The following is a 20,443-nucleotide window of genomic DNA, read 5'->3' as shown; positions in this document are numbered from 1 at the left end:
AGGATCAAATTATCGGCTAAAATTGAAAATGCACCCAATTTTTAACTGATTTTATTTTTTTTATAATTTTCATTTTTCGCATTTTGAACACTAAAAAAAAATAAAAAAAGATGGCATGTTTTGTGTCGCATTCGTGGTGCAGAAAGATTTCTGACTTTTCTAAAACCCTCATCATCAACTGGAAAGGAACTATAGAAAAAGAATTATTTCTGATAACTATTAATCATTTTATAATAAATATTTAAAATCCAAAGTCATGCTAGTTGTATTAGAAGTTGTTGCCCTGTTAGCTGTTATCATTGTACCATTGTTCCCTGCTAAAAAAGCTCTGAAATAATAGGGTATAACAACCGCTTAAGAAATTGAAGGACTGCCACTGGCTGTCCTTTTTTATTTTATACAATCCTGTACTATTTTTACAAGACAACGCTAATTTCATATATTTGGCTAAGCGTAATTGAATGAGCCAGGTTAGAGAAATAAAGTGCCCCCATTGCGGCGAATGGACGCTGTGGGCCGGCGGGATTGACGACAGGTGCCTGTATTGCGACGGATTTCTTGAAACAAGAAGATTTTCGCGAGAGGTAGAGAAAAAAGTGAGAGCGGAAGTGATTAAAGAGAATGATTACTTTTTTATCAATCCAAATGATTCTGCCCTAAAAAAAAATGCAAAAAAAATTCTGAATAGCCTGCGCTGGTGGACGTTTTACCTGCAAATAGCCTTTTTTGTCTTTGTTACTTTAATCCTGGTAATCATAAGCTTTTTACCTGCTTAAATGAAAACACTGCTCAATAAGTGGTTTATTGCCGGCTGCTTTGTTTGGTTAGTGGTATTCAGTATGCGAAAACTGCACCACCCGCTCCCTTATCTTAACGGCTATCTGGATGATGCTGTTGCGCTGCCAGTAATTGCCAACCTGGGGCTTTGGTTTCAACGATCAGTTATTATCAAAAGTGAATATTACGTATTGTCTGTGTGGCAAGTGGCTTTTATCACCGGCTATGTTATCATCGTTTTTGAAGGGATGCTGCCATTTTTGTCTAAAACCTATACTGCCGACTGGGTTGACGCACTGCTTTATATCTTAGGCGGGGCGTTTTTCTATTGGGTAATAAATAAGCCTATAGTTGAGGTGAGAGACCTGTAAGAACACAGGCAAATAGTAACGTGTTTTATCGTCTAAACCTTTATTGCTGATGCCTTTTTACCGTAAATAAAATTTATACATCAATTTCCTTAGTCAGGTATTTTTTAATACTTTCGCCGCCCTTCAAATTTTTACTGTTTTATCCCCGCTGGTATGAAGAAGTTTTTATATGGAATTGATTTTGGAACAACCAACTCGGCACTTGCTATTTACGACGAAGAAAAAAAAGAAATACACAGCACCATTATTATTCCTTCGCTCATTTATTTCTACCACCAGTTTGATGTGGGAAGTGACCGGAACTATGTTGTAGGCGAAGAAGCGATTACGGCCTACATTAATGATGACATGAAAGGCCGTTTCATAAAGTCAGTTAAACAAATATTAGCAAGGAGCAGTTTCACAGAAACCCGCATCCACAACAAAAGATATAATGCTTCGGACCTTGTAGCTATCATTTTAAAGGAGCTAAAAGATCGGGCAGATCAATTGATTGGGCACGATTGCCAAAAAGCCGTAATTGGCAGACCGGTTTTTTTTGACGATGACGATGTGCAAAAAGATACTTTAGCACAGTCGCGGCTCAATAAAGCAGCGGCAATTGCCGGCTTTACCGACGTCCGGTTTCAATTTGAACCCATTGGTGCGGCCTTCGCCTATGAAAAAAATCTTGCAAAAAAAGAGCATGTGCTGGTTGCCGACCTTGGCGGCGGCACTACTGATTTTACCTATTTAATACTTGACCCTAAAAAGGTGGGCAGTAAAGACCGAAAGAACGACATGATGGCCAATGGAGGGATCTATGTGGGCGGAGATAGTTTCGATTCAGCTTTTATGTGGGAGAAAGGTACACCGTACTTTGGTAAAAACACGCAATATGAAGCTACACCCGGCAAAATTTTAACGGTACCTAAATCACTTTTTGCTAACATTTGTTCGTGGGAACAAATGAATTTCTTTAATGGCCTGCGTATCCAGAAAGACATTGAGGACTATTATTATTTTTCAGGTAACAATCCTCAGTTTAAAAACCTGATCACACTTATTGAAAATAATTTGGGTTATTCCGTATTTCAATCTATCGAAAAAACAAAAATAACGCTTACAAGCGCGGATACCGCTACGTTTGACTACGACAAGATGGGGATTCATATCGAAGAGGAAATAACTTTGCCTGATTATGAACAGATCATCGCAAAAGATGTGGACCGGATTGCAAACTACCTGGACGGGTTTATGTTAAAAAACGGCATTAACGCCCAAAAAATTGATAGTCTTTTTTTAACCGGGGGTACCTCAATGGTGGTGAGTATTCAAAAGTTATTTAAAAACCGGTTTCCCCACGTTAACTTAAACTCTGGCGATAACTTTAAAAGTGTGGCCAAAGGCTTAGCTTATAGTGGCTACCTTTTTGAAGACGATTATTAAATCACGATATCAAAAGAACCGTTCTTTCAATTGGATTAGTGTTGCTGAGATGCGTCCGGCAAGCGCTTATCATAATTTATTCCGTTTCTTATTGCTTCTTCTCCGCCATACTTAACGCACCTGTGGGGCACCTGCCCACCTGGTCGCTAATTTCTTTACTGGTGGCACCTTCCATATTTACCCAGGGCTTCGCAGCCGGGTTAAATACCTGCGGCAACTGCGTGGCACAACGCGCGGCATGTTTGCAAAGTTCGGGGCGCCACTGTACGGTAACCTCGCCATTAGTATAAGTATGTTTATCTTCAACGGTGGTTTCGGTATAAGCAAAAGCGCGCACCTGGATCTCGCCCTCCAGTATTTTTGATACCGGGCAAACTTTGGCAATTTGCACCAGCCGATCGCGCTGCTCATCCGTTACAGGCGATAAAAAATTCAAATCCCGGTCAATAACCGTGATCTTTTTCTCGCCTTCCAGCTTAAAATACATATTCAGGGCAATGGCAATCTGCGGAATATCCCACCCTTTACGGTCAATATACATCCGCAGCGTTGTAATGGTGCAGGCACCCAGTGAAGATAAAAGCAAAGTATATGGATCGGGGCCCGCATCTTTCCCGCCGGCAAATTCGGGTTCGTCGGTTATAAACTTACCGTGGTGCCATTCAATTGTGCACTTATATTTTTCAGCGCCTATGCTGGCTACTACAGGTTGTTGTAAAATATATTCCATTTGTTAGGTAATAAATTCTTTAATGAACATTAACGACAGTCTTATTAAAAAAGCACATCCGCATACTCCGGCGTCATTTCAAAAATCTTTTTTGCGAAAGGACAGTAAGGTAATATCTTCATCTCATGCTCCCTTGCATATGTTACGCCTGCTTTTACCAACTGGCGGCCCAGCCCTTTTCCCTCGTAGGCTTCGTCAACAACCGTATGGTCTATTATAAACCTGTTTTCGCCAGAAAAAACGTAATGCATAAAAGCAACCTCCTTACCTGCATCCTCTATAAAAAATGCACCGCGTTTGCCGTCGTTCTTATTTTGTACTTCCATATCAATAACCAGGGACTCATTTTGCTTCTGTGTCATAAAATTACAATATTAAGGCAACAAATTTAAGGCGGAGGGTGCAGATTAGTTTTTTTATGAAGAATGAATTACATTCGGGTCTTCAGAATGACTTCTGATCTTTTAACCCTACTGCTGATATGGAACCTGTTACCGTTGCCACCCTAAAAAACTTCGACGCGTTAAAGAGCGTGCCCGACGAACAGCTGCAATGGCTGATAGACGCCTGTGAAGACCGCATCCTGCCCGAAGATTCAGTATTTATAAAACCCGACCTGCCGATAACCGGCCCGCATTTTATAATTGAGGGTGAGTTGATCGCATTTATTTCATTAAATGGCAGCAAGCGGGAGCTCGGCACCTTTGGTCCGGGCAATATAACTGGATATTTACCTTTTTCGAGGGGGAAATCGTCAACCGTTTATATGAAAGCCAAAGGCGACCTGCGAATTCTCACCTACCCTACCGAAAGAATAAGGGAAATGATACGGGACCAGTTTGAACTTACCCAGGCGTTGGTGCATGTAATGAGCAATCGCGTAAGAGAGTTTACTGCTTTTCAGCAGCAAAATGAAAAAATGATGGCGCTTGGAAAACTCTCTGCCGGACTAACCCACGAACTTAATAACCCGGCATCCGCCATTGTGCGCGATTCTGTTTCCCTGCGCGAACACCTGCGCCTTGAGCCTAAAAGCTTTAAAAAAATGATCGCTATCCAAATGGATAGTAACCATGTTGATATAGTTAATGACGAACTGTTCCGAATATTGGGCGAAACCGAAAGGCCGAGGTTATCGCTGAAAGAAAAGACAAAACGTGAAGAAGAACTGGCCGACTGGCTGGATAATGAGGGGATTGAAGATGCCTACGACATGGCCGAAAACCTTGTTGATTTTAACTTTAAAGTTGCCGATCTTGATAATTTTAAAAAACACATTCCGGATGCTTTCATGTCGGCAATTTTTGGCTGGATCAATACGTTGCTGGTGACAGAAAAAATGGTGGAAGATATCCAGGAATCATCGCGCCGCATAGCCGAGCTGGTGAAATCCGTAAAAACATTTACGCACATGGACCGCGGGGCCGATAAGCAGTACGCTGACATCCATATCGGCATCCGCAACACGCTTACTATGTTGGGCTATCGCAAGAAAAAGGGAAACATAACCGTGGTGGAAGATTACGACTTTACCCTTCCCCCGGTAAAAGCACTGATAGGTGAATTGAACCAGGTTTGGACCAACCTGATTGATAATGCCTTTGATGCGATGGAAAGCAACGGAAAGGGCACCCTAACCATAAAAACCGAAAAAGACAAAGAATTTGTACAGGTGTCAATAATTGACGACGGGCCGGGCATTCCTGAGGATATCAGGTCGCGGGTATTTGACCCGTTTTTTACCACTAAGGAGATGGGTAAAGGTACCGGCATGGGGCTTGAGGTAGTACAACGTATTGTTAAACAGCATAAAGGTTCCATTAAAATAAAATCAGAGTCAGGGCATACAGCGTTCGTGGTATGTTTTCCCATAAACGGCTAGCTTAATTTCAAATAAAAAAGCGTCCCGTATCTGATCCCGGGACGCTTTGCTACCAATAAAAATCAATAACAATCAACTAAATCCAGGCAGGGTATCTCAGGCCCTTACCTTTTCTCATGATCATTTAAGATCTATAAGTTCTTCTTTCTCTACAGGTTTATTTGTTTTTAATTTTCAGTATTAATTGACATAGCAAACGCAACTATGTTACCTATTAAAGCGCCAAAATCATATTTTAAATGCTTTTAATAGTTGTGTTACTCCTGGCCAAATTCACCGTTAGCCCTTAACTCAATTTTAGTGCTAACCATTGCAGCCGGCGCGGTACCTACGCCAAAGTCTGTCCGGTCAATTGTTCCTGAAACTTTAAAGCCGGCAACCGGTTTTTGCGTTCTCATGTTTTTTCCCATCCCTTTTAAGGTTAAGTCTAACACAATTGATTTGGTAACGCCATGCATGGTTAAATTGCCTGTTAGCTTAAAGGTTTTATCGTCAACTTTACTTATTGAAGTGCTTTTAAAGGTGATCTTCGGATATTTTGCAACATCAAAGTAATGCTCGCCTTTAAGGTCTCCGTCGCGCATATCGTTATCCGTGCTTATAGAAGCCGCATCAATGCTCAGGTCAAAAACAGCATCGCTAAAATCCGCTTTCGAGGCAGTAATACTTGCATCAAAACTTTTAAAATTGCCGTCAACGTCTGATATCATCATGTGCGTTACCGTAAACCCTACTTTCGCGTGGGCCTTGTCAACGTTCCATTTGGTTTGTGCAAACAGCGTACTGCTTGTTAATAATACAGCTAATAGTAAATTAATCTTTTTCATTTCTTTTTGATTTAATGGTTTATAATATTCCAGTTGGTTACAGTAAACAAATATATTCATTATCAGGCCATTAAACCTAATCAGCTGATGGGCCACCCGGTCCGCCAGGGCCGCCGCCACCCGGAGGCGGGCCGCCAAAGCCTCCTCTGCCAGGGCCACCCGGTCCCATGTTAGGGGCCTTGCCTGACATTTTGGTAAACCTGTATGTGAAAGTTAAAAGGTAATACCTGCCCAGCTTGTTGCTGTTGGTTTGGGTAACAAAGTTTCCGTTCTGTGTGCTGGTGTAGCCCGTATTTTCATTAAACACATCGTAAACACCTGCACGTACCGTGGCCATATTACCTTTCAGGAACCGGCGTTCAATGTAAGTGTTAAATATATTAGGGTTAGTAGCGCCTTTGTAACCATAATAAAATGTCTTTTGGTAATCATAGCTGTAGGTCCAGTCTTTCCAAACATAGTTTTTACCGGTTACACCCAATACCCATGCCCTGAAGTTGTTATTAATATCTGTTTGGGTGATGGAGTTTTTTGATGAATTAATAGTGTACTGCGTACTAACCTGCGCATCAATTACATCCGCTATATCAACCCTGAAACGGATGGAAGGTGATAGCGCCAGCGTTTTGGCTACGTTTTTTTCGGTTGCAAACTCAAAAGTATTCGGATCAACATTGGTGATGTAGGAGATATTGTTGGAGTACGTTACATTACCTATTAAAAACAGGTTATACTTTCTTTTCTCCCATGGTTTATTGAAAACAAAAAAGCCCTGTGCCTGTGAATAACCATCAGCATTCTTGTATTGTGTTTCAATGGTACCGGCCAGTTTAGGGTTAGTTGTGTAGTTGGTTGGGTATGTTATGGTATTTGATACAATTTTATCACTGGTTTTGGTGAACGAGAAATTGCTGAAAAATACGTTGCCCGATTCGAAATTGAAATTATTATACCTGAAATCTATCTTGTTGTTGTATTCCGGTTTAAGCTCAGGATTACCGGTGATAGGATACGACGCATTAGAGAAATCAGTTACGGGTTGTAACTCTGAATAGGTAGGCTGGCTGCTATACCCGGTATAATTAGCGCTGAATGATTGTGAACGCGAGAAATTATAAATAAAGTGTGCGTTTGGCGATACATTAAATGCCGTTGAATTGGTTGGCAGCCCGGTAGTTTGCGAATACCCCTTTAAAACTGAAGGTTGCGCAGTTACACCCAGTACATAATTATACTTCTTTTCAACAAAGCGATAGTTTAAACCAAATCGGTTGGTTATAAAAGTAAAGTTGTAGGTATTGCTCAGCAGCGGGTAGTTATTGATTGTGGTACCATCATTTGCCAGCGTATCCGTTTGTTTATCGGCAGCGGTGTAGCTGCGGCGGTAGTTATAATTAACCTCAAAGTACGATTTACGGCTTAGCGGTTCAATATATGACAGCCAAGTCCCAATAGTATCGGTATGGCTGGCGGTATTTATAAACTGATCAAGCGGTGCATTGGCAGCCCCCTCAATGTATGTATAAACCGGGTTTTGATATTGATTGCTTGATGACCTGCCGACACCTACGTTTAAGCTAAAATTACGGCCATGGCTGTTAAACCGGTGGTTATACAAAGCATTGACGCCATAGTTTGGCGCCGATGAGTTGCTTAACGATTTAAAGTTATAGTTTGATACCGTAGCCGTTTGATTTTCTAAAAGGTTTGAACCGTTTTGCGTTGTATTTACACCTGAATAAGAGTACGAAGGGCTCACTTTTAAATAGTTAACCGTATCGGGCTTATACTCCATATTGAAGTTAAGCCGGTGGTTCTTTTTCTCGTCCTGCTGCGTACTGCTCTGCGAATTGGTACTTGGGTTGATAAGCGAGATGTTGTTCTGTATAGTTGAACTAATGGTGTTTACTGAATTATCGGAAAAGCTATAACTCCCGTAAACGGTTATCTTTTTGCCCCAGCTGTCGCGATAGTTAAAACCTAATGAACGGGCCGTAGTGATACCCGCAGCATTGTTATTGCTTCCCGGAGGGCCGCCACCGCCGCCCTGCCTGCCGCCAGGGCCGCCAAAGTTAAATAAGCTGGTGTTGGTATTATTAAGATTACCCAATATTGCAATTTGCTGGCCATCGCTAAAATTAAAGAGGTTGGCCTGGGCAATGTAGCGGGTTCCGTTTGTAATGCTGCCTTTTTCAGGTATCGCGTCGCGGCCTGCGCCGGCACTTGCCTGGCCAAAATAACCGTGGTTACGGCTTGGTTTTATATTAATATTTAAAACTGTTTCGGGATCGCCGGTTTTTATACCGGTAAGGTTGGCCTGGTCGCCGTAGTCATTTACCATCTGTACGTTTTGTACCGCATCGGCAGGCAGGTTTTGCGTGGCTGTTTTTAAATCGCCGCCAAAAAAGTCTTTCCCATTTACCCTTACCTTGGTAACGCTCTTGCCGCGAAAGGTCATATTACCATCCTTGTCCACATCGGCGCCGGGAATCTTTTTTATCAGATCCTCAACCGGGGCTCCGTCTCTAACCTTATAAGCTGCTGCATTAAATTCAACCGTATCTTCTTTTATTTTAACCGGAACCACATCGGTAATGGTAACGCCCGTTAACATAGTGGTTGATGGTTTTAAAATAATGGGCTTTAAAAACACGGTATTGTTGGTATTATCAAGGGTTATGCGGCGACGGATGGGGTCATACCCTATTGATTGTACAACAAGACTAAACTGGGTTGCTTTTATTCCATTAAAAATAAAGGCGCCTTTTGAGTCAGTAATTGTTGTCATGCTGTCTTTGTCTGTAATCAGCTTAATGCTCGACCCGGGAAGGGTTGCTTTTGTGGAGTCGATGATCGTCCCCCGTACGTCCCGGCCTGTTTGGGCAAAGCCGGTTATACTTGTTAAAAGCAGCGCAGCAATAAAAAAGTATCTTAATTTCATATTTTGCTTTTATTTAGATACTGCAAATAAATATCAAAGCAATGCAACCAAAAAATAGAATAGACAGGCACTGTGCTAAAGTAGACAAAACCCAATTTTTAGCCTATAAAAGCCTATTAATTGAGGCATCTGCTTAAATGCGCTTTTTATAGATATTTTTTGCCTGCCCGTCGGTAAATTTGGACTACTCATAGATTTTAGCAACGTTTATGCAGATTTGCTTTGTAATATTGTTGTTATAAAGCAGCACCTTAACCGGCTGATTATAAAACTTTTGAAGAAATGATTATACAAAAATCAAAAAGTAAACTAATAACCGTAATCATCCATATTTTAATTTGGGGGGTATTCGGGTTGATGTATTTTTTTCAGCCTTTGTCGTGGAGTATTACGGTACCATACCAATTGTGGATAAAGCAAAGCATTATTTTAGGTGTAATGGTAATGGCCTTTTATCTAAACTCGTTTGTGCTGGTACCGCGATTTTTACTAAAAAACCGCAGCAGCATTTATTTCCTGGTTGTGGTGGGTATTGTTGCCGCTATTGTACTATTGAATATTTATGCAGATGACTGGCTTAATATCCGCCAGCTAATGGATGCGGCATTCCATAAAAAAGGCCCGCCGAGACATCGCGGCGGCCGCGATCACAGCTGGGACTTTGCCATTATTGCCACCAGCGCATTGGTTTTGGGAATAAGCACCAGCATCACTACTATTCAGAAATGGCAAAAGGACAGGCAGGTACACCAGGAATTAGAGCAGGACAGGATAAGTTCCGAACTATCATTCCTTAAAGCGCAGATCAACCCGCACTTCTTTTTTAATACCCTGAATAATATTTATGCGTTAACCCACGTAAATGCTGATATATCGCGCAAGGCTATCCATCAACTATCGCGAATGATGCGTTATGTGTTGTATGACACCCAGAACAGCACCACCCTGCTGAGCCAGGAAATTGCCTTTATAAAAGATTATATCAGCCTGATGGAACTGCGCCTGACGGATGTGGTTAAGATTGAATTTTCGGCACCTGCGGCACTTAAAGATACGGCCATTGCCCCCATGATATTTTTACCATTTATTGAAAATGCCTTTAAACATGGCGTTAGCGCTACCCAGCCCAGCCATATCAGTATTACGGTAAGCCAAAACGATTCGTCGGTTGAATTAACCGTAGTAAATACTGTAATTAAGGAACAAAATAATAACTTAGAGGAAGGCAGCGGCATTGGCCTTAACAATACCAGGAGACGCCTGGACCTGCTATATCCCGGTAAACATACCCTGGTTATAAACGAAAGTAAAGCTGAAAATATTTATTTTGTACACTTAACGCTCGATCTGTCATGATTATTAACTGCATAGCTGTTGACGACGAACCACTGGCACTTGGCCTGGTATGTTCATTTATTGAGCAAACACCATTTTTAAACCTGGTTGGCCGTTATTCCAGCGCAGTAGAAGCGTTAAGAGCTATCCATGCGCAAAAAGTGGATGTGCTGTTCTTAGATATCCAGATGCCCGACCTAAATGGAATTGAACTGGCCAGGGTACTTGATAACAGCAAAACCAACAAACCCCGCATAATTTTCACCACGGCATATAACCAGTTTGCACTTGAAGGTTACCGCGTGGATGCACTAGACTACCTGCTTAAGCCATTTAATTATGAAGAATTTTTGCATGCCGCCCACAAGGCTTTAGCCTATGCACAACTGGTTGAAAAATCAAACGCCGCCCCGGTTGCAACAGTTGCTGCCAGTGCCGCGCCCGAGGAACGGATAGAAGATGAGTACCTGTTTTTAAAAGTGGAGTACCAGCTGGTGCGCCTTGCACTTAATGACATTCTATATATTGAAGGATTAAAAGACTATGTAAAAGTATGGCTCCAAAGCGCAGAAAAACCTATCTTATCACTCACCAGCCTTAAATCGCTGGAAGAAAAACTACCTGCCAAACGCTTTATGCGCGTACACCGCTCATTCATCGTTTCGCTGGATAAGATCAATTCCATTACCCGTAATGCACTCCAGATCGGCAAGATCAACATTACCGTTGGCGATCAGTATAAGGAAGCATTCGGCCAGTTCCTGAGCAAATGGGTTTAAAGGACTATATATCCCTGCTTGTTTGATTTCTCCTGAATCAATTGATTACAAAAAATACAAAAAATCTGTAACAAATCGCCTTTTCGCGCGTCATTAAGGTTCGGGTTGTTTAACAAACAAGGCAAACTGTTTAAAATAAACCCATTTAAATTGAAATATTTTTTTCTCCCCCCTAATAACAACAATGTTTACAGCTTATTATGGCTCAACGGATTGACAACAGTGTTAAAATAAAGTTAAGAAAGCTGTCAACCGGTAACTAATACAATAATGCTATTATATTTGCGGCCTTAAGGCCCCCCCTTATTTTTCTGTCTCAAAAATGAATACTATTAAAAGTTTACACAATTCTTCAAAAAGCCCTTCTTTTAATCAATTGCTAAAAACAGCTTTATTGGCTTTGCCCGCCTTGCTGATGTTATTTTCATGTGGCAATAAGGATAAACAGATTGGCGACCAGGGCGCGGCACAAATAGCAAGCTACAAGGTGCTCACGCTAAAACACCGGCAGGCCACTATTCATTCTGATTACCCGGCCAGCATACAGGGACTTCAAGATATTGAGATCCGCCCTAAGGTTGACGGCTTTGTGGAAGCCATTTATGTTGATGAAGGCTCAATCGTAAAAAAAGGTCAGCTGCTGTTTAAAATAAAGGCCCCGCAATATGAGCAGGATGTGCGCACTGCCGAAGCCGGTATTAAAACTGCCCAGGCCGACGTGAATACTGCCAATCTGCAAGTTAATAAAGTTAAGCCGCTGGTTGAAAAAGACATCATCAGCCACTATGAACTTGAATCGGCGCAATATGCTTTGCAAACCAAACAGGCGGCGCTGGCCCAGGCAAAAGCTGCACTGGTTAATGCCAAAGTAAACCTTGGATATACATCCATTACCAGCCCCGTTAATGGCGTTATAGGCTCATTACCCTACAAATTGGGCAGCCTGGTAAGCAGCACTACTACCGATCCGCTCACAACTGTTTACAACACTTCAACCGTATATGCTTATTTCGCTATGAACGAAAAAAAACTGCTTGATTTCAGCAGGGACAGCACTGGTGGCAAATCCATCAAGTCTAAATTAAGTGCATTGCCGGAGGTTTCGCTTATCCTGTCTGACGGTACAACTTATGGACATGCGGGAAAAGTAGAAACAGTTAACGGACTTATAAATACAAATACCGGTTCTGCAAATTTCAGGGCAGCATTTGATAACCCAAGGGGATTGCTTCGCAGCGGCGGTAGCGCTACTATCAGAATACCCAACGTGGTTAAATCAGCACTTTTGGTTCCTCAAAGCATCACCTATGAGTTACAGGACAAACGCTTTGTTTACGTAGTTGACGCACAAAACAAGATCAAGAACGTAGCGATAACAATCATGGAAAATACCCCCGGTCAGTTTTACATAGTTACAGGCGGTATTAAAAGCGGCGACAGGGTTATTGCCGAAAGCGCAAATAACTTAAAGGATGGCACAGAAATTAAGCCTGTAGAAGTTAATGACGATATTGTTTACAAGGATTTAAAATAAGCCTTGTGATAAACGAGCGATATGTACTGGTAGTGGCTGCTGTTAACTAAGACCCCGAAATAAAAATACATCCATAAGACGTGAAGTATTGCGTCTCTACATAAAAATAATATGTTAAAAAAATTCATAGAACGCCCTGTACTCTCAACGGTTATTTCGGTATTGCTGGTTATACTGGGGGTGATAGGATTAATAAACCTACCGATTTCGCAATACCCGGATATAGCGCCGCCAACAGTAGTGGTATCTGCAAATTATAGCGGCGCCAATGCCGATGTGGTACTTAAAAGCGTAATTGTGCCGCTTGAAGAACAGATCAACGGTGTGGAGAACATGACCTACATGACCTCAAGTGCGGGCAACGATGGGTCAGCACAAATAACCATATTCTTTAAAGTAGGTACCAACCCCGACCTTGCAGCTGTAAACGTTCAAAACCGGGTATCGCGGGCTGTAAGCCTTTTGCCGCAGGTGGTTACACAGGCAGGGGTTACAGTTGCCAAAAGCCAGAACAGCAACCTGCTCATCTTCTCGTTATACAGCGAGAACAAAGATTATGACGATACTTTTTTGCAGAATTATTGCCAGATTAACCTGGTGCCTGCAATACAGCGGGTTAACGGCGTAGGTAACACGCAAATTTTTACACAGAAAGATTATTCTATGCGCATTTGGCTGAAGCCTGATGTGATGGCCAGCTACAGCCTGGTACCGGATGATATTACCAATGCGTTAAACGAGCAGAATATTGAGGCAGCCCCGGGTAAATTTGGTGAAAACAGCAATGAATCTTTTCAATATGTAATTAAATATACCGGCCGCCTTAAAACCGCCGAAGAATTTGGAAACATCATTATCAAATCACAGGGCAAAGGTCAACTGCTGCACTTAAAGGATGTTGCCCGAATTGAGCTGGGTGCACTGGATTATTCTGCTGATCTAAAGACAAACGGACTACCTTCAATAGGTGTTGGTATTACCCAGGCATCAGGCTCAAATGCCCGCGATGTGATCAACAATACAAAAAAGATCCTTGAAACAGCAGCAGAGTCGTTCCCTAAAGGTATCAAGCTTACTTACCTGGTTGACGCCAATGAGTACCTTAACGCCTCTATCGAGAAAGTGATCAGCACACTTATTGAGGCGTTTATCCTGGTATTTATCGTTGTGTTTGTTTTCCTGCAGGATTTCCGGTCCACACTAATCCCGGCCATTGCCGTTCCGGTTGCTATTGTAGGTACGTTCTTCTTCTTAAACCTGTTCGGCTTTACCATTAACCTGCTTACCTTATTTGCCATGGTTTTGGCTATCGGCATTGTGGTGGATGATGCCATTGTGGTGGTGGAGGCCGTGCATGCCAAGCTGGACAAAGGCTATAAATCGGCCCGCAAAGCATCGGTTGACGCGATGAAGGAGATTTCGGGCGCTATCATCTCTATTACGCTGGTAATGTCGGCAGTATTTTTACCGGTAACTTTTATCTCCGGTTCAACGGGTGTATTTTACAAACAATTTGGCATTACGCTGGCTGTGGCCATTTTACTTTCGGCAGTAAACGCGTTAACACTGAGCCCGGCCTTGTGCGCAATTTTCCTGAAGCCGCATAACGAGCAACATCAAAAAAAGCGGTTCTTTAACTGGTTCTATACCCGGTTTGATAAAGCTTTTGACACGGTAACAAAAAAATATGAACGCTCGGTACGTTGGCTGGCAGCAAAAAAATGGATAGTGGTAGCCGCCATTGTAATATTTGCCGTATCGCTTACCTTTCTTATAAAAACAACGCCTTCCAGCTTTGTACCCAGCGAGGACCAGGGGACCATTTTTGTAAGTGTAAGCCTTCCGCCGGCATCCGGTATGCAGCGTACCAGCGCCATAACCAAACATATTGACAGTGTTGCGCACACATTTCCATCGGTAATCAACACCTTACAGATCATCGGCTTTAGCTTTACTGCCGGAAGCGGAAGCGCCTACAGTATGGATATCATCAAGCTAAAACCATGGGGCCAACGCAAAAATGATAACATTCAAAACGTGATCAAACAGCTTTATGCTAAAATTGGCGGCATTCATGGGGCCAGCATCTTTATCTTCTCACCGCCAACCATCCAGGGTTTCGGATCGGGTAACGGCTTTTCGTTCGAGTTGCAGGATAAAGGCGGCCACTCCTCTGCCGAAATATACAAGGTTAGCACCGACTTTTTGGATGCACTGAACAAACGCAAGGAAATTCAAAATGCCAATACGCCGTTTAACCCCAACTTCCCGCAATACCAGGTTGATGTTAACGTGGCAAAGTGTAAAGACGCGGGTATTGAAGTAACCTCCATTATCAATACTTTACAAGGTTACTATGGCGGTTTGTATGCTTCAAACTTTAACCAGTTTGGTAAACAGTACCGGGTAATGGTGCAGGCAGACTATTCCTACCGCAACAACCCCGAAGGCCTTAACAAAATATTTGTGCGCAACAGCGCCGGCACTATGGCGCCTATAACGGAGTTTATAACGCTGACCAAGGTATTCGGCCCCGAATCTATTTCCCGCTTTAATTTGTTTACCGCCATAGCCATACAGGGACAACCCGGTGCAGGTTACAGTTCGGGCGATGCCATTGCGGCCATTAAAGCGGTAGCAGTGGAGAAACTGCCTGCCGGTTATGGTTATGAATTTTCGGGCCTTACAAGGGAGGAGATTTCAAGCGGTACCCAATCGGTTTACATCTTCCTGCTTTGCCTGGTGTTTGTTTACTTTTTATTAAGTGCACAATATGAAAGTTATATTTTACCGTTTGCGGTATTGCTTTCGCTGCCGATAGGTTTAACAGGTACCTACCTGTTTGCACGGATAGCAGGGATCGACAGTAATATTTACGTGCAGATCTCCCTCATTATGCTCATTGGCTTGTTGTCAAAAAATGCCATCCTGATAGTAGAGTTTGCGCTTGAACGCAGGCGAGGTGGCATGCCAATTTTGCAAGCCGCAATTGAGGGTGCCGAAGCGCGTTTAAGGCCGATATTGATGACGTCGTTTGCATTCATCTTCGGCATCATGCCTTTAATGTTCTCAACCGGCGCCGGCGCCATCGGTAACCGTTCAATTGGTACAGGTGCTGTAGGCGGTATGTTTATAGGCACTTTACTTGGTGTGTTTGCCATCCCTGTATTGTTTATGATTTTCCAGCAGCTGCAGGAAAAGTTAAGCGGACCGCGCCATTTGCGGAATTTGGAAGATGAAGAGGACGATGATGCTGTAATACCGGCTAAATAATTTGAATTACAAATGAAAAGGACCTATTTAAAATATACTTTTTTAACGTTCGCTTTGTTAAGCACAGCGCTTTCCTGTAAGATAACCAAAACTTACCGGCAGCCTGATTTAAACACAACGGACCTTTATCGCAACCAGCAAACAACTGATACCACAAGTATTGCAGCCCTGCCATGGGAAAAAATGTTTGCCGATACAGTTTTAAAATCCCTGATTCACGAAGGGCTTTACAATAACCTGAACTTAAAGATAGCGGTACAAAAAATTTACGAAGCACAGGCCGCATTGGGCCAAAGCAAAGCAGCGCTATTGCCCAGCCTTAGTGCCAACGCCAATGCTACCCGCTCAAAGCAATCCGCAGCCAGCTTAAATTACCCGGCGGGCATCGCCATTAACACGCTTACCACATCGTACCAATTGGGCCTGAGTTCCTCATGGGAGGCTGACATCTGGGGGAAACTGACCAGCGCAAAACGAGCGGCATTTAACACCCTGCTGCAAACTGATGCTGCTAAAAGAGCGGTACAAACGCAGCTGATCGCTGATATTGCCAACAATTACTACACCCTGCTGGCCCTTGATAAGCAACTTGAAATAACCAGCCTTACCCTGAAGAACAGGATAAAGGATGTTGAGACCATGAAATCGCTTAAAGAAGGTGCGGTAGTTAACGGTGCCGCTGTAGTACAAAGCGAGGCAAACCGCTATGCTGCCGAAGTAGCCATCCCCGATATTAAAAGAAGCATCCGCGAAACAGAGAATGCTATTGATATTTTAGTTGGCCGCCCGCCGGGCCCGTTAAACAGGCTGAAACTGGATGCACAAAAGCAAACCGACAGCCTGCAAACCGGCATCCCGTCGCAATTATTAAAAAACAGGCCCGATGTACAGCAGGCGGAATACGCTTTCAGGAGCGCCTTTGAAAATACCAATGCAGCGCACACGTATTTTTATCCTTCGTTAACCATTACTGCCAGCGGAGGCTGGTCAAACCTGCAGCTGAAAGACTTTTTTGTTGGTTCGATATTTTATAACCTGGCAGCGGGTTTAACCCAGCCCATTTTTAACCAGGGCATTAATAAGGCACGTTTAAAAACAGCGCAGGCACAGCAAATGGAAGCCCTTTACAATTTTCAGCAAAGTTTATTGGTTGCTGGCCAGGAGGTTTCAAACGCGCTGTATGCCTACCAAACCGCTGCTGAAAAAGGCGATGCCCGCAGCAAACAAATTGCAGCTTTAACAAAGGCTGTTGATTATACCCAGGAACTATTGCGCTACAGCTCTGCCACAAATTATACTGATGTATTAACCTCTGAACAAAACCTGCTGTCGGCCCAATTAGATGGTGTTAATGACAGGTTACAGCAGTTACAGGCTGTGGTAAATTTGTACAGGGCGCTGGGAGGCGGCTGGAAATAGTTTACTGCGGATTACACGCCCGGTATTGTAAGGAAGGTTGATGTATTCAAACCGTTTTACCGACTCCATCGATATCAACATAAAAACAAAAGCATCGCCCCGAAAAGAAGCGATGCTTTATAATTATAAGGGGTTTAATCAATTATTGCTGTAAAATGAAGGTTTTGGTTTTGCCTTCGTTATAAACATGGATATTCTTTTTAACGGTTTGCTTGTTTGCAGTAACTTCCATAGTATAGTCACCGTTTTCAAGGGTGTTCAATATGTAGCCTTTTGAGCTGTTGCCTGCCAATACATCTTTACGCAAAACGTTTTTGTCCTGGTCGTATATCATTACAATTGATTTTGCATCGGCAGCGCTTACAGTTATCCCTTTGTTTGCTGACAGTGAAGTAATGGTAACCGGAGGTACATCGGCCTTTAAAGTTTTAGCGGGGGTTGCTGCGAATAAACCTGCTGATGCCAGTAAAAATAGTGCTGTTAATTTGATTGAATTTTTCATGATCTTAATTTTTTAATGTTATGTGAATGTTTTTGTTATCGTTTTACAATTCAAAGAAACAACAACTTTAAACGCCAAAAAAATAGAGTAGATCAGCAACTTTTACAAATAGACCAACGTGCTAATTGGCTCTATAAAACACCATAAAGCCTTAATAATGTGTGAAATATACTCTTAATCGACTAATTAACAGCCTTCGTCGGTGTATTCAGGCTGCCTGTAGAACATTGCCTGCATAATTTATAAAAACCGTTCTTCCGACACCCCTTTTTACCGCAGGCCGCCAGCGCTGGCAAAACTTTCACTTTATCTCTTAATTAAATAACATCCTGTTAATATTTACATTTGTTTCAGCTCTTAATTTAGCCGCATTAAACTTTGTATAGTATGAATAAAGTAAAATGGTTCTTAATGCCATTATTAGTGATCAGCATTAGCGGGTTTTCGCAGAGCAGGGTAAAAAAAGCCTTGTTTATAATAGCCGACGGCATCCCTGCGGATGTGATTGAAAAATTAAACACCCCAAATTTGAAAGCCATAGCAGCACAAGGGCAATATCTTCGTGCTTACGTGGGTGGCGAAAAAGGCGGTTACTCGCAAACGCCCACGATATCAGCCAACGGCTATAACAGTTTGCTGACCAGCACCTGGGTTAACAAGCACAACGTTTGGGGTAACGATATAAAAGCACCGAACTATAATTACTGGACCATATTCCGCATGGTAAAAAATGCTGATCCGGCTAAAAAGACCGCCCTGTTTTCCAGCTGGACCGATAACCGCACCAAACTGGTTGGCGAGGGGCCTGTAACAGGAAGCTATAAAATTGATTATGCCTATGATGGTTATGAACTGGACACGGTGAAATTTCCGCATGACAAAGCCGATAATTACATGCACCTGATAGATGAGCAGGTGGTTAACGCTGCTGCTGCCTGTGTAAAAGCCAATGGGCCTGATCTGAGCTGGGTTTACCTGGAATATACCGATGACATGGGCCACAGGTATGGCGACAGTCCGCAATACTACGATGCCGTTGAGAAAATGGATAACCAGGTGGGCCGCATTTGGAAGGCCATTCAATACCGCCAAAAACACTTTAACGAGGACTGGGTAATATTTATAACCACCGATCATGGCCGCAGCGAGCTAAACGGGAAAGACCACGGCGGGCAATCTGCCAGGCAGCGCAATACCTGGATGGTGACCAGCTATCATCCGCTTAACAACTACGCGCAGTACTACACCCCGGGCGTTATTGACATTACGCCTTCCATCGCAAAATTTATGAACATTAAAGTTCCGGCTGAGCAATTGCGCGAGGCAGATGGTATCTCGCTTATCGGCACAGTTTCGGTAGCCGTTCCGCAGGCAACTTACGTACAGGGCAATATAGATGTATCATGGAAGGCCCTGGATCAAAAAGGGAATGCGAAGATTTGGGTAGCTGCCACCAATAATTACAAAGACGGTAAGCCTGATGACTATAAGTTGATGGCGGAGGTGCCTGTAAGTGCCGGGCACGCTTTAGTTTCTGTTAAAGATTTGCCTTCAGGCTTTTATAAGGTTTGTATTGAAGCACCCGGAAATACCGTAAACCGGTGGGTTATTGTTGAAGGTAAAACCAAATAATCTTTGCCTGACACCACTATTGTTATTGCTGTAAGGGTAAAGAAATCATCAAACCCTTACAGCAATACTATTAGTTAATTAGCCCTGCAATTCTTCATACGCCGCCTGGATACCGCGCTGAATGCCATCGCCCTGCCATTCGGTTACGCCGGGGATAGAAGTAGCCTGCAAGATCTCGTCCTTTGTTTTACCGGCTTTAATAGCGCCTGCAACATAGGCTTCCAGTTTTTCCAGGAAATCCTGCATCAGTTTCACATCTTCCATAGTACCTGTTACTTTTTGCGGGTCAAACGCATGGCCGAATACAAACAGGGTATTCTTATCAAACTTTTTTGTTGCCTGCTCCAAAGCCATTGGCCAGTGCTTTACAGATGCCCCTGCGCTGTTGTCAACAAACGGGTAGCGGCGGTTAAACACCAGGTCGCCGGTATGTACAATATTGGCGTGCTCAAAATGGATCATGGCATCGCCGTTGGTATGGCCGGTGCCAAAGTAATGTGCCGTAATTTGCTCATCCCCTACCGTAACTTTCCAGGTATCGGTAAAGGTGGTATCGGGGTACAGCTGCTGATCTTCCTTATTGTTTTTTATAGCCACCGCTTTTTGATTAGCCAGTGAATTGGCATGTGCCGCTACATTTTTCACGATGCCCTTAAATGAGATATTACCACCGGTATGGTCGCCGTGGTGATGGGTATTTATCAGCCACTCAAAGGGCAGGTCAGACTGTTTTTTAAGTTCGGCTATCAGGTGCTTTGCGGGATCAGGAAATTCCGCATCCACCACTACAATACCTTCTTTGTTCATTAGCCAGGCAATGGTACCGCCCTGTTCGGCAAACATACCTACGTTATTGCGCAGCGGTTTAAACTGGTAAGCGGGGTCGGCCAGCATGGTTGCAAAGCTTCTTCCGGATAATGCAAGCGAGCCTGCTGTTAATGCGGTGTTTCTTAAAAATTGACGGCGTTCCATGGGTATTAGAGATTAGAGGTTAGTTAATCAGGAATTAGTTA

General features: G+C 43.0%; 16 protein-coding genes. 10 read left to right on the top strand and 6 right to left on the bottom strand.

The window, feature by feature from the left end; all coding sequences use genetic code 11:
• Positions 1-461 precede the first annotated feature (461 nt).
• From MuYL_RS05260 to MuYL_RS05250, 3 genes are all read left to right on the top strand, one after another.
• A complete protein-coding gene (locus MuYL_RS05260) occupies positions 462-776 on the top strand; it encodes a hypothetical protein (RefSeq protein WP_094569532.1) in 315 nt (104 codons plus the stop codon).
• A complete protein-coding gene (locus MuYL_RS05255; RefSeq protein ID WP_094569531.1) occupies positions 777-1,148 on the top strand; it encodes a hypothetical protein in 372 nt (123 codons plus the stop codon).
• Between the two features lie 153 nt (positions 1,149-1,301).
• A complete protein-coding gene (locus MuYL_RS05250) occupies positions 1,302-2,576 on the top strand; it encodes an Hsp70 family protein (protein WP_094569530.1) in 1,275 nt (424 codons plus the stop codon).
• A gap of 88 nt (positions 2,577-2,664) precedes the next feature.
• Here MuYL_RS05250 and MuYL_RS05245 read toward each other — a convergent pair whose 3' ends face one another.
• Entirely contained in the window at positions 2,665-3,306 is a 642-nt protein-coding gene (locus MuYL_RS05245) for a (4Fe-4S)-binding protein (RefSeq protein ID WP_094569529.1), read from the bottom strand.
• A 44-nt stretch (positions 3,307-3,350) separates the two neighbouring features.
• Entirely contained in the window at positions 3,351-3,668 is a 318-nt protein-coding gene (locus tag MuYL_RS05240; RefSeq protein ID WP_211710242.1) for a GNAT family N-acetyltransferase, read from the bottom strand.
• A 119-nt stretch (positions 3,669-3,787) separates the two neighbouring features.
• Here MuYL_RS05240 and MuYL_RS05235 point away from each other — a divergent pair, with 119 nt between their 5' ends.
• The gene (locus tag MuYL_RS05235; RefSeq protein WP_094569528.1) at positions 3,788-5,188 is read left to right on the top strand and encodes an ATP-binding protein; all 1,401 of its coding nucleotides are present in this window, start codon (positions 3,788-3,790) and stop codon (positions 5,186-5,188) included.
• A 257-nt stretch (positions 5,189-5,445) separates the two neighbouring features.
• Here the strand turns inward: MuYL_RS05235 and MuYL_RS05230 are convergent, their stop codons facing one another.
• Both MuYL_RS05230 and MuYL_RS05225 read right to left on the bottom strand, forming a co-directional pair.
• Positions 5,446-6,015 (bottom strand): YceI family protein, encoded by a 570-nt coding sequence (locus MuYL_RS05230; protein ID WP_094572858.1) that lies wholly within the window; start codon positions 6,013-6,015, stop codon positions 5,446-5,448.
• Positions 6,016-6,091: 76 nt separating this feature from the next.
• On the bottom strand, positions 6,092-8,956 hold the full coding sequence (locus tag MuYL_RS05225) for an outer membrane beta-barrel protein (protein WP_094569527.1): 2,865 nt from the start codon (positions 8,954-8,956) through the stop codon (positions 6,092-6,094).
• A 282-nt stretch (positions 8,957-9,238) separates the two neighbouring features.
• Between MuYL_RS05225 and MuYL_RS05220 the strand changes: the two genes are divergently transcribed.
• From MuYL_RS05220 to MuYL_RS05200, 5 genes are all read left to right on the top strand, one after another.
• Complete coding sequence (locus MuYL_RS05220) at positions 9,239-10,312, top strand: sensor histidine kinase (protein ID WP_094569526.1); 1,074 nt, start codon at positions 9,239-9,241, stop codon at positions 10,310-10,312.
• Positions 10,309-11,070: a LytR/AlgR family response regulator transcription factor gene (locus MuYL_RS05215; protein ID WP_094569525.1), complete on the top strand. Its 762-nt coding sequence runs from the start codon at positions 10,309-10,311 to the stop codon at positions 11,068-11,070. The genes MuYL_RS05220 and MuYL_RS05215 overlap by 4 nt, the downstream gene beginning before the upstream one ends.
• A gap of 322 nt (positions 11,071-11,392) precedes the next feature.
• Positions 11,393-12,604, top strand: a complete 1,212-nt coding sequence (locus MuYL_RS05210) for an efflux RND transporter periplasmic adaptor subunit (RefSeq protein ID WP_170309725.1) — start codon at positions 11,393-11,395, stop codon at positions 12,602-12,604.
• A 111-nt stretch (positions 12,605-12,715) separates the two neighbouring features.
• Complete coding sequence (locus MuYL_RS05205) at positions 12,716-15,877, top strand: efflux RND transporter permease subunit (RefSeq protein ID WP_094569524.1); 3,162 nt, start codon at positions 12,716-12,718, stop codon at positions 15,875-15,877.
• Positions 15,878-15,889: 12 nt separating this feature from the next.
• Positions 15,890-17,296, top strand: a complete 1,407-nt coding sequence (locus MuYL_RS05200; protein ID WP_094569523.1) for an efflux transporter outer membrane subunit — start codon at positions 15,890-15,892, stop codon at positions 17,294-17,296.
• A gap of 142 nt (positions 17,297-17,438) precedes the next feature.
• Here the strand turns inward: MuYL_RS05200 and MuYL_RS05195 are convergent, their stop codons facing one another.
• Positions 17,439-17,798, bottom strand: coding sequence for a hypothetical protein (locus MuYL_RS05195; protein ID WP_094569522.1), 360 nt, complete (start codon positions 17,796-17,798; stop codon positions 17,439-17,441).
• Positions 17,799-18,185: 387 nt separating this feature from the next.
• On the opposite strand from MuYL_RS05195, the gene MuYL_RS05190 reads away from it, so the two are divergent.
• Positions 18,186-19,430, top strand: a complete 1,245-nt coding sequence (locus MuYL_RS05190) for an alkaline phosphatase family protein (RefSeq protein ID WP_094569521.1) — start codon at positions 18,186-18,188, stop codon at positions 19,428-19,430.
• Between the two features lie 78 nt (positions 19,431-19,508).
• Here MuYL_RS05190 and MuYL_RS05185 read toward each other — a convergent pair whose 3' ends face one another.
• The gene (locus tag MuYL_RS05185; protein WP_094569520.1) at positions 19,509-20,402 is read right to left on the bottom strand and encodes an MBL fold metallo-hydrolase; all 894 of its coding nucleotides are present in this window, start codon (positions 20,400-20,402) and stop codon (positions 19,509-19,511) included.
• Between the last annotated feature and the right edge of the window lie 41 nt (positions 20,403-20,443).

Source organism: Mucilaginibacter xinganensis, from assembly GCF_002257585.1.
GTDB classification, from domain to species: domain Bacteria; phylum Bacteroidota; class Bacteroidia; order Sphingobacteriales; family Sphingobacteriaceae; genus Mucilaginibacter; species Mucilaginibacter xinganensis.
Note: the sequence above shows the minus strand (reverse complement) of the source record. Positions and strands in the feature narration are given on the sequence as shown.

Excerpts from the sequence above, each read along its gene's own strand:
- MuYL_RS05260 (WP_094569532.1), top strand. The coding sequence starts at position 462 with ATGAGCCAGGTTAGAGAAATAAAGTGCCCCCATTGCGGCGAATGGACG.
- MuYL_RS05195 (WP_094569522.1), bottom strand. The coding sequence starts at position 17,798 with ATGAAAAATTCAATCAAATTAACAGCACTATTTTTACTGGCATCAGCA.
- MuYL_RS05230 (WP_094572858.1), bottom strand. The coding sequence starts at position 6,015 with ATGAAAAAGATTAATTTACTATTAGCTGTATTATTAACAAGCAGTACG.
- MuYL_RS05250 (WP_094569530.1), top strand. The coding sequence starts at position 1,302 with ATGAAGAAGTTTTTATATGGAATTGATTTTGGAACAACCAACTCGGCA.
- MuYL_RS05190 (WP_094569521.1), top strand. The coding sequence starts at position 18,186 with ATGAATAAAGTAAAATGGTTCTTAATGCCATTATTAGTGATCAGCATT.
- MuYL_RS05200 (WP_094569523.1), top strand. The coding sequence starts at position 15,890 with ATGAAAAGGACCTATTTAAAATATACTTTTTTAACGTTCGCTTTGTTA.
- MuYL_RS05235 (WP_094569528.1), top strand. The coding sequence starts at position 3,788 with ATGGAACCTGTTACCGTTGCCACCCTAAAAAACTTCGACGCGTTAAAG.
- MuYL_RS05240 (WP_211710242.1), bottom strand. The coding sequence starts at position 3,668 with ATGACACAGAAGCAAAATGAGTCCCTGGTTATTGATATGGAAGTACAA.
- MuYL_RS05225 (WP_094569527.1), bottom strand. The coding sequence starts at position 8,956 with ATGAAATTAAGATACTTTTTTATTGCTGCGCTGCTTTTAACAAGTATA.
- MuYL_RS05220 (WP_094569526.1), top strand. The coding sequence starts at position 9,239 with ATGATTATACAAAAATCAAAAAGTAAACTAATAACCGTAATCATCCAT.
- MuYL_RS05205 (WP_094569524.1), top strand. The coding sequence starts at position 12,716 with ATGTTAAAAAAATTCATAGAACGCCCTGTACTCTCAACGGTTATTTCG.
- MuYL_RS05245 (WP_094569529.1), bottom strand. The coding sequence starts at position 3,306 with ATGGAATATATTTTACAACAACCTGTAGTAGCCAGCATAGGCGCTGAA.
- MuYL_RS05255 (WP_094569531.1), top strand. The coding sequence starts at position 777 with ATGAAAACACTGCTCAATAAGTGGTTTATTGCCGGCTGCTTTGTTTGG.
- MuYL_RS05185 (WP_094569520.1), bottom strand. The coding sequence starts at position 20,402 with ATGGAACGCCGTCAATTTTTAAGAAACACCGCATTAACAGCAGGCTCG.
- MuYL_RS05210 (WP_170309725.1), top strand. The coding sequence starts at position 11,393 with ATGAATACTATTAAAAGTTTACACAATTCTTCAAAAAGCCCTTCTTTT.
- MuYL_RS05215 (WP_094569525.1), top strand. The coding sequence starts at position 10,309 with ATGATTATTAACTGCATAGCTGTTGACGACGAACCACTGGCACTTGGC.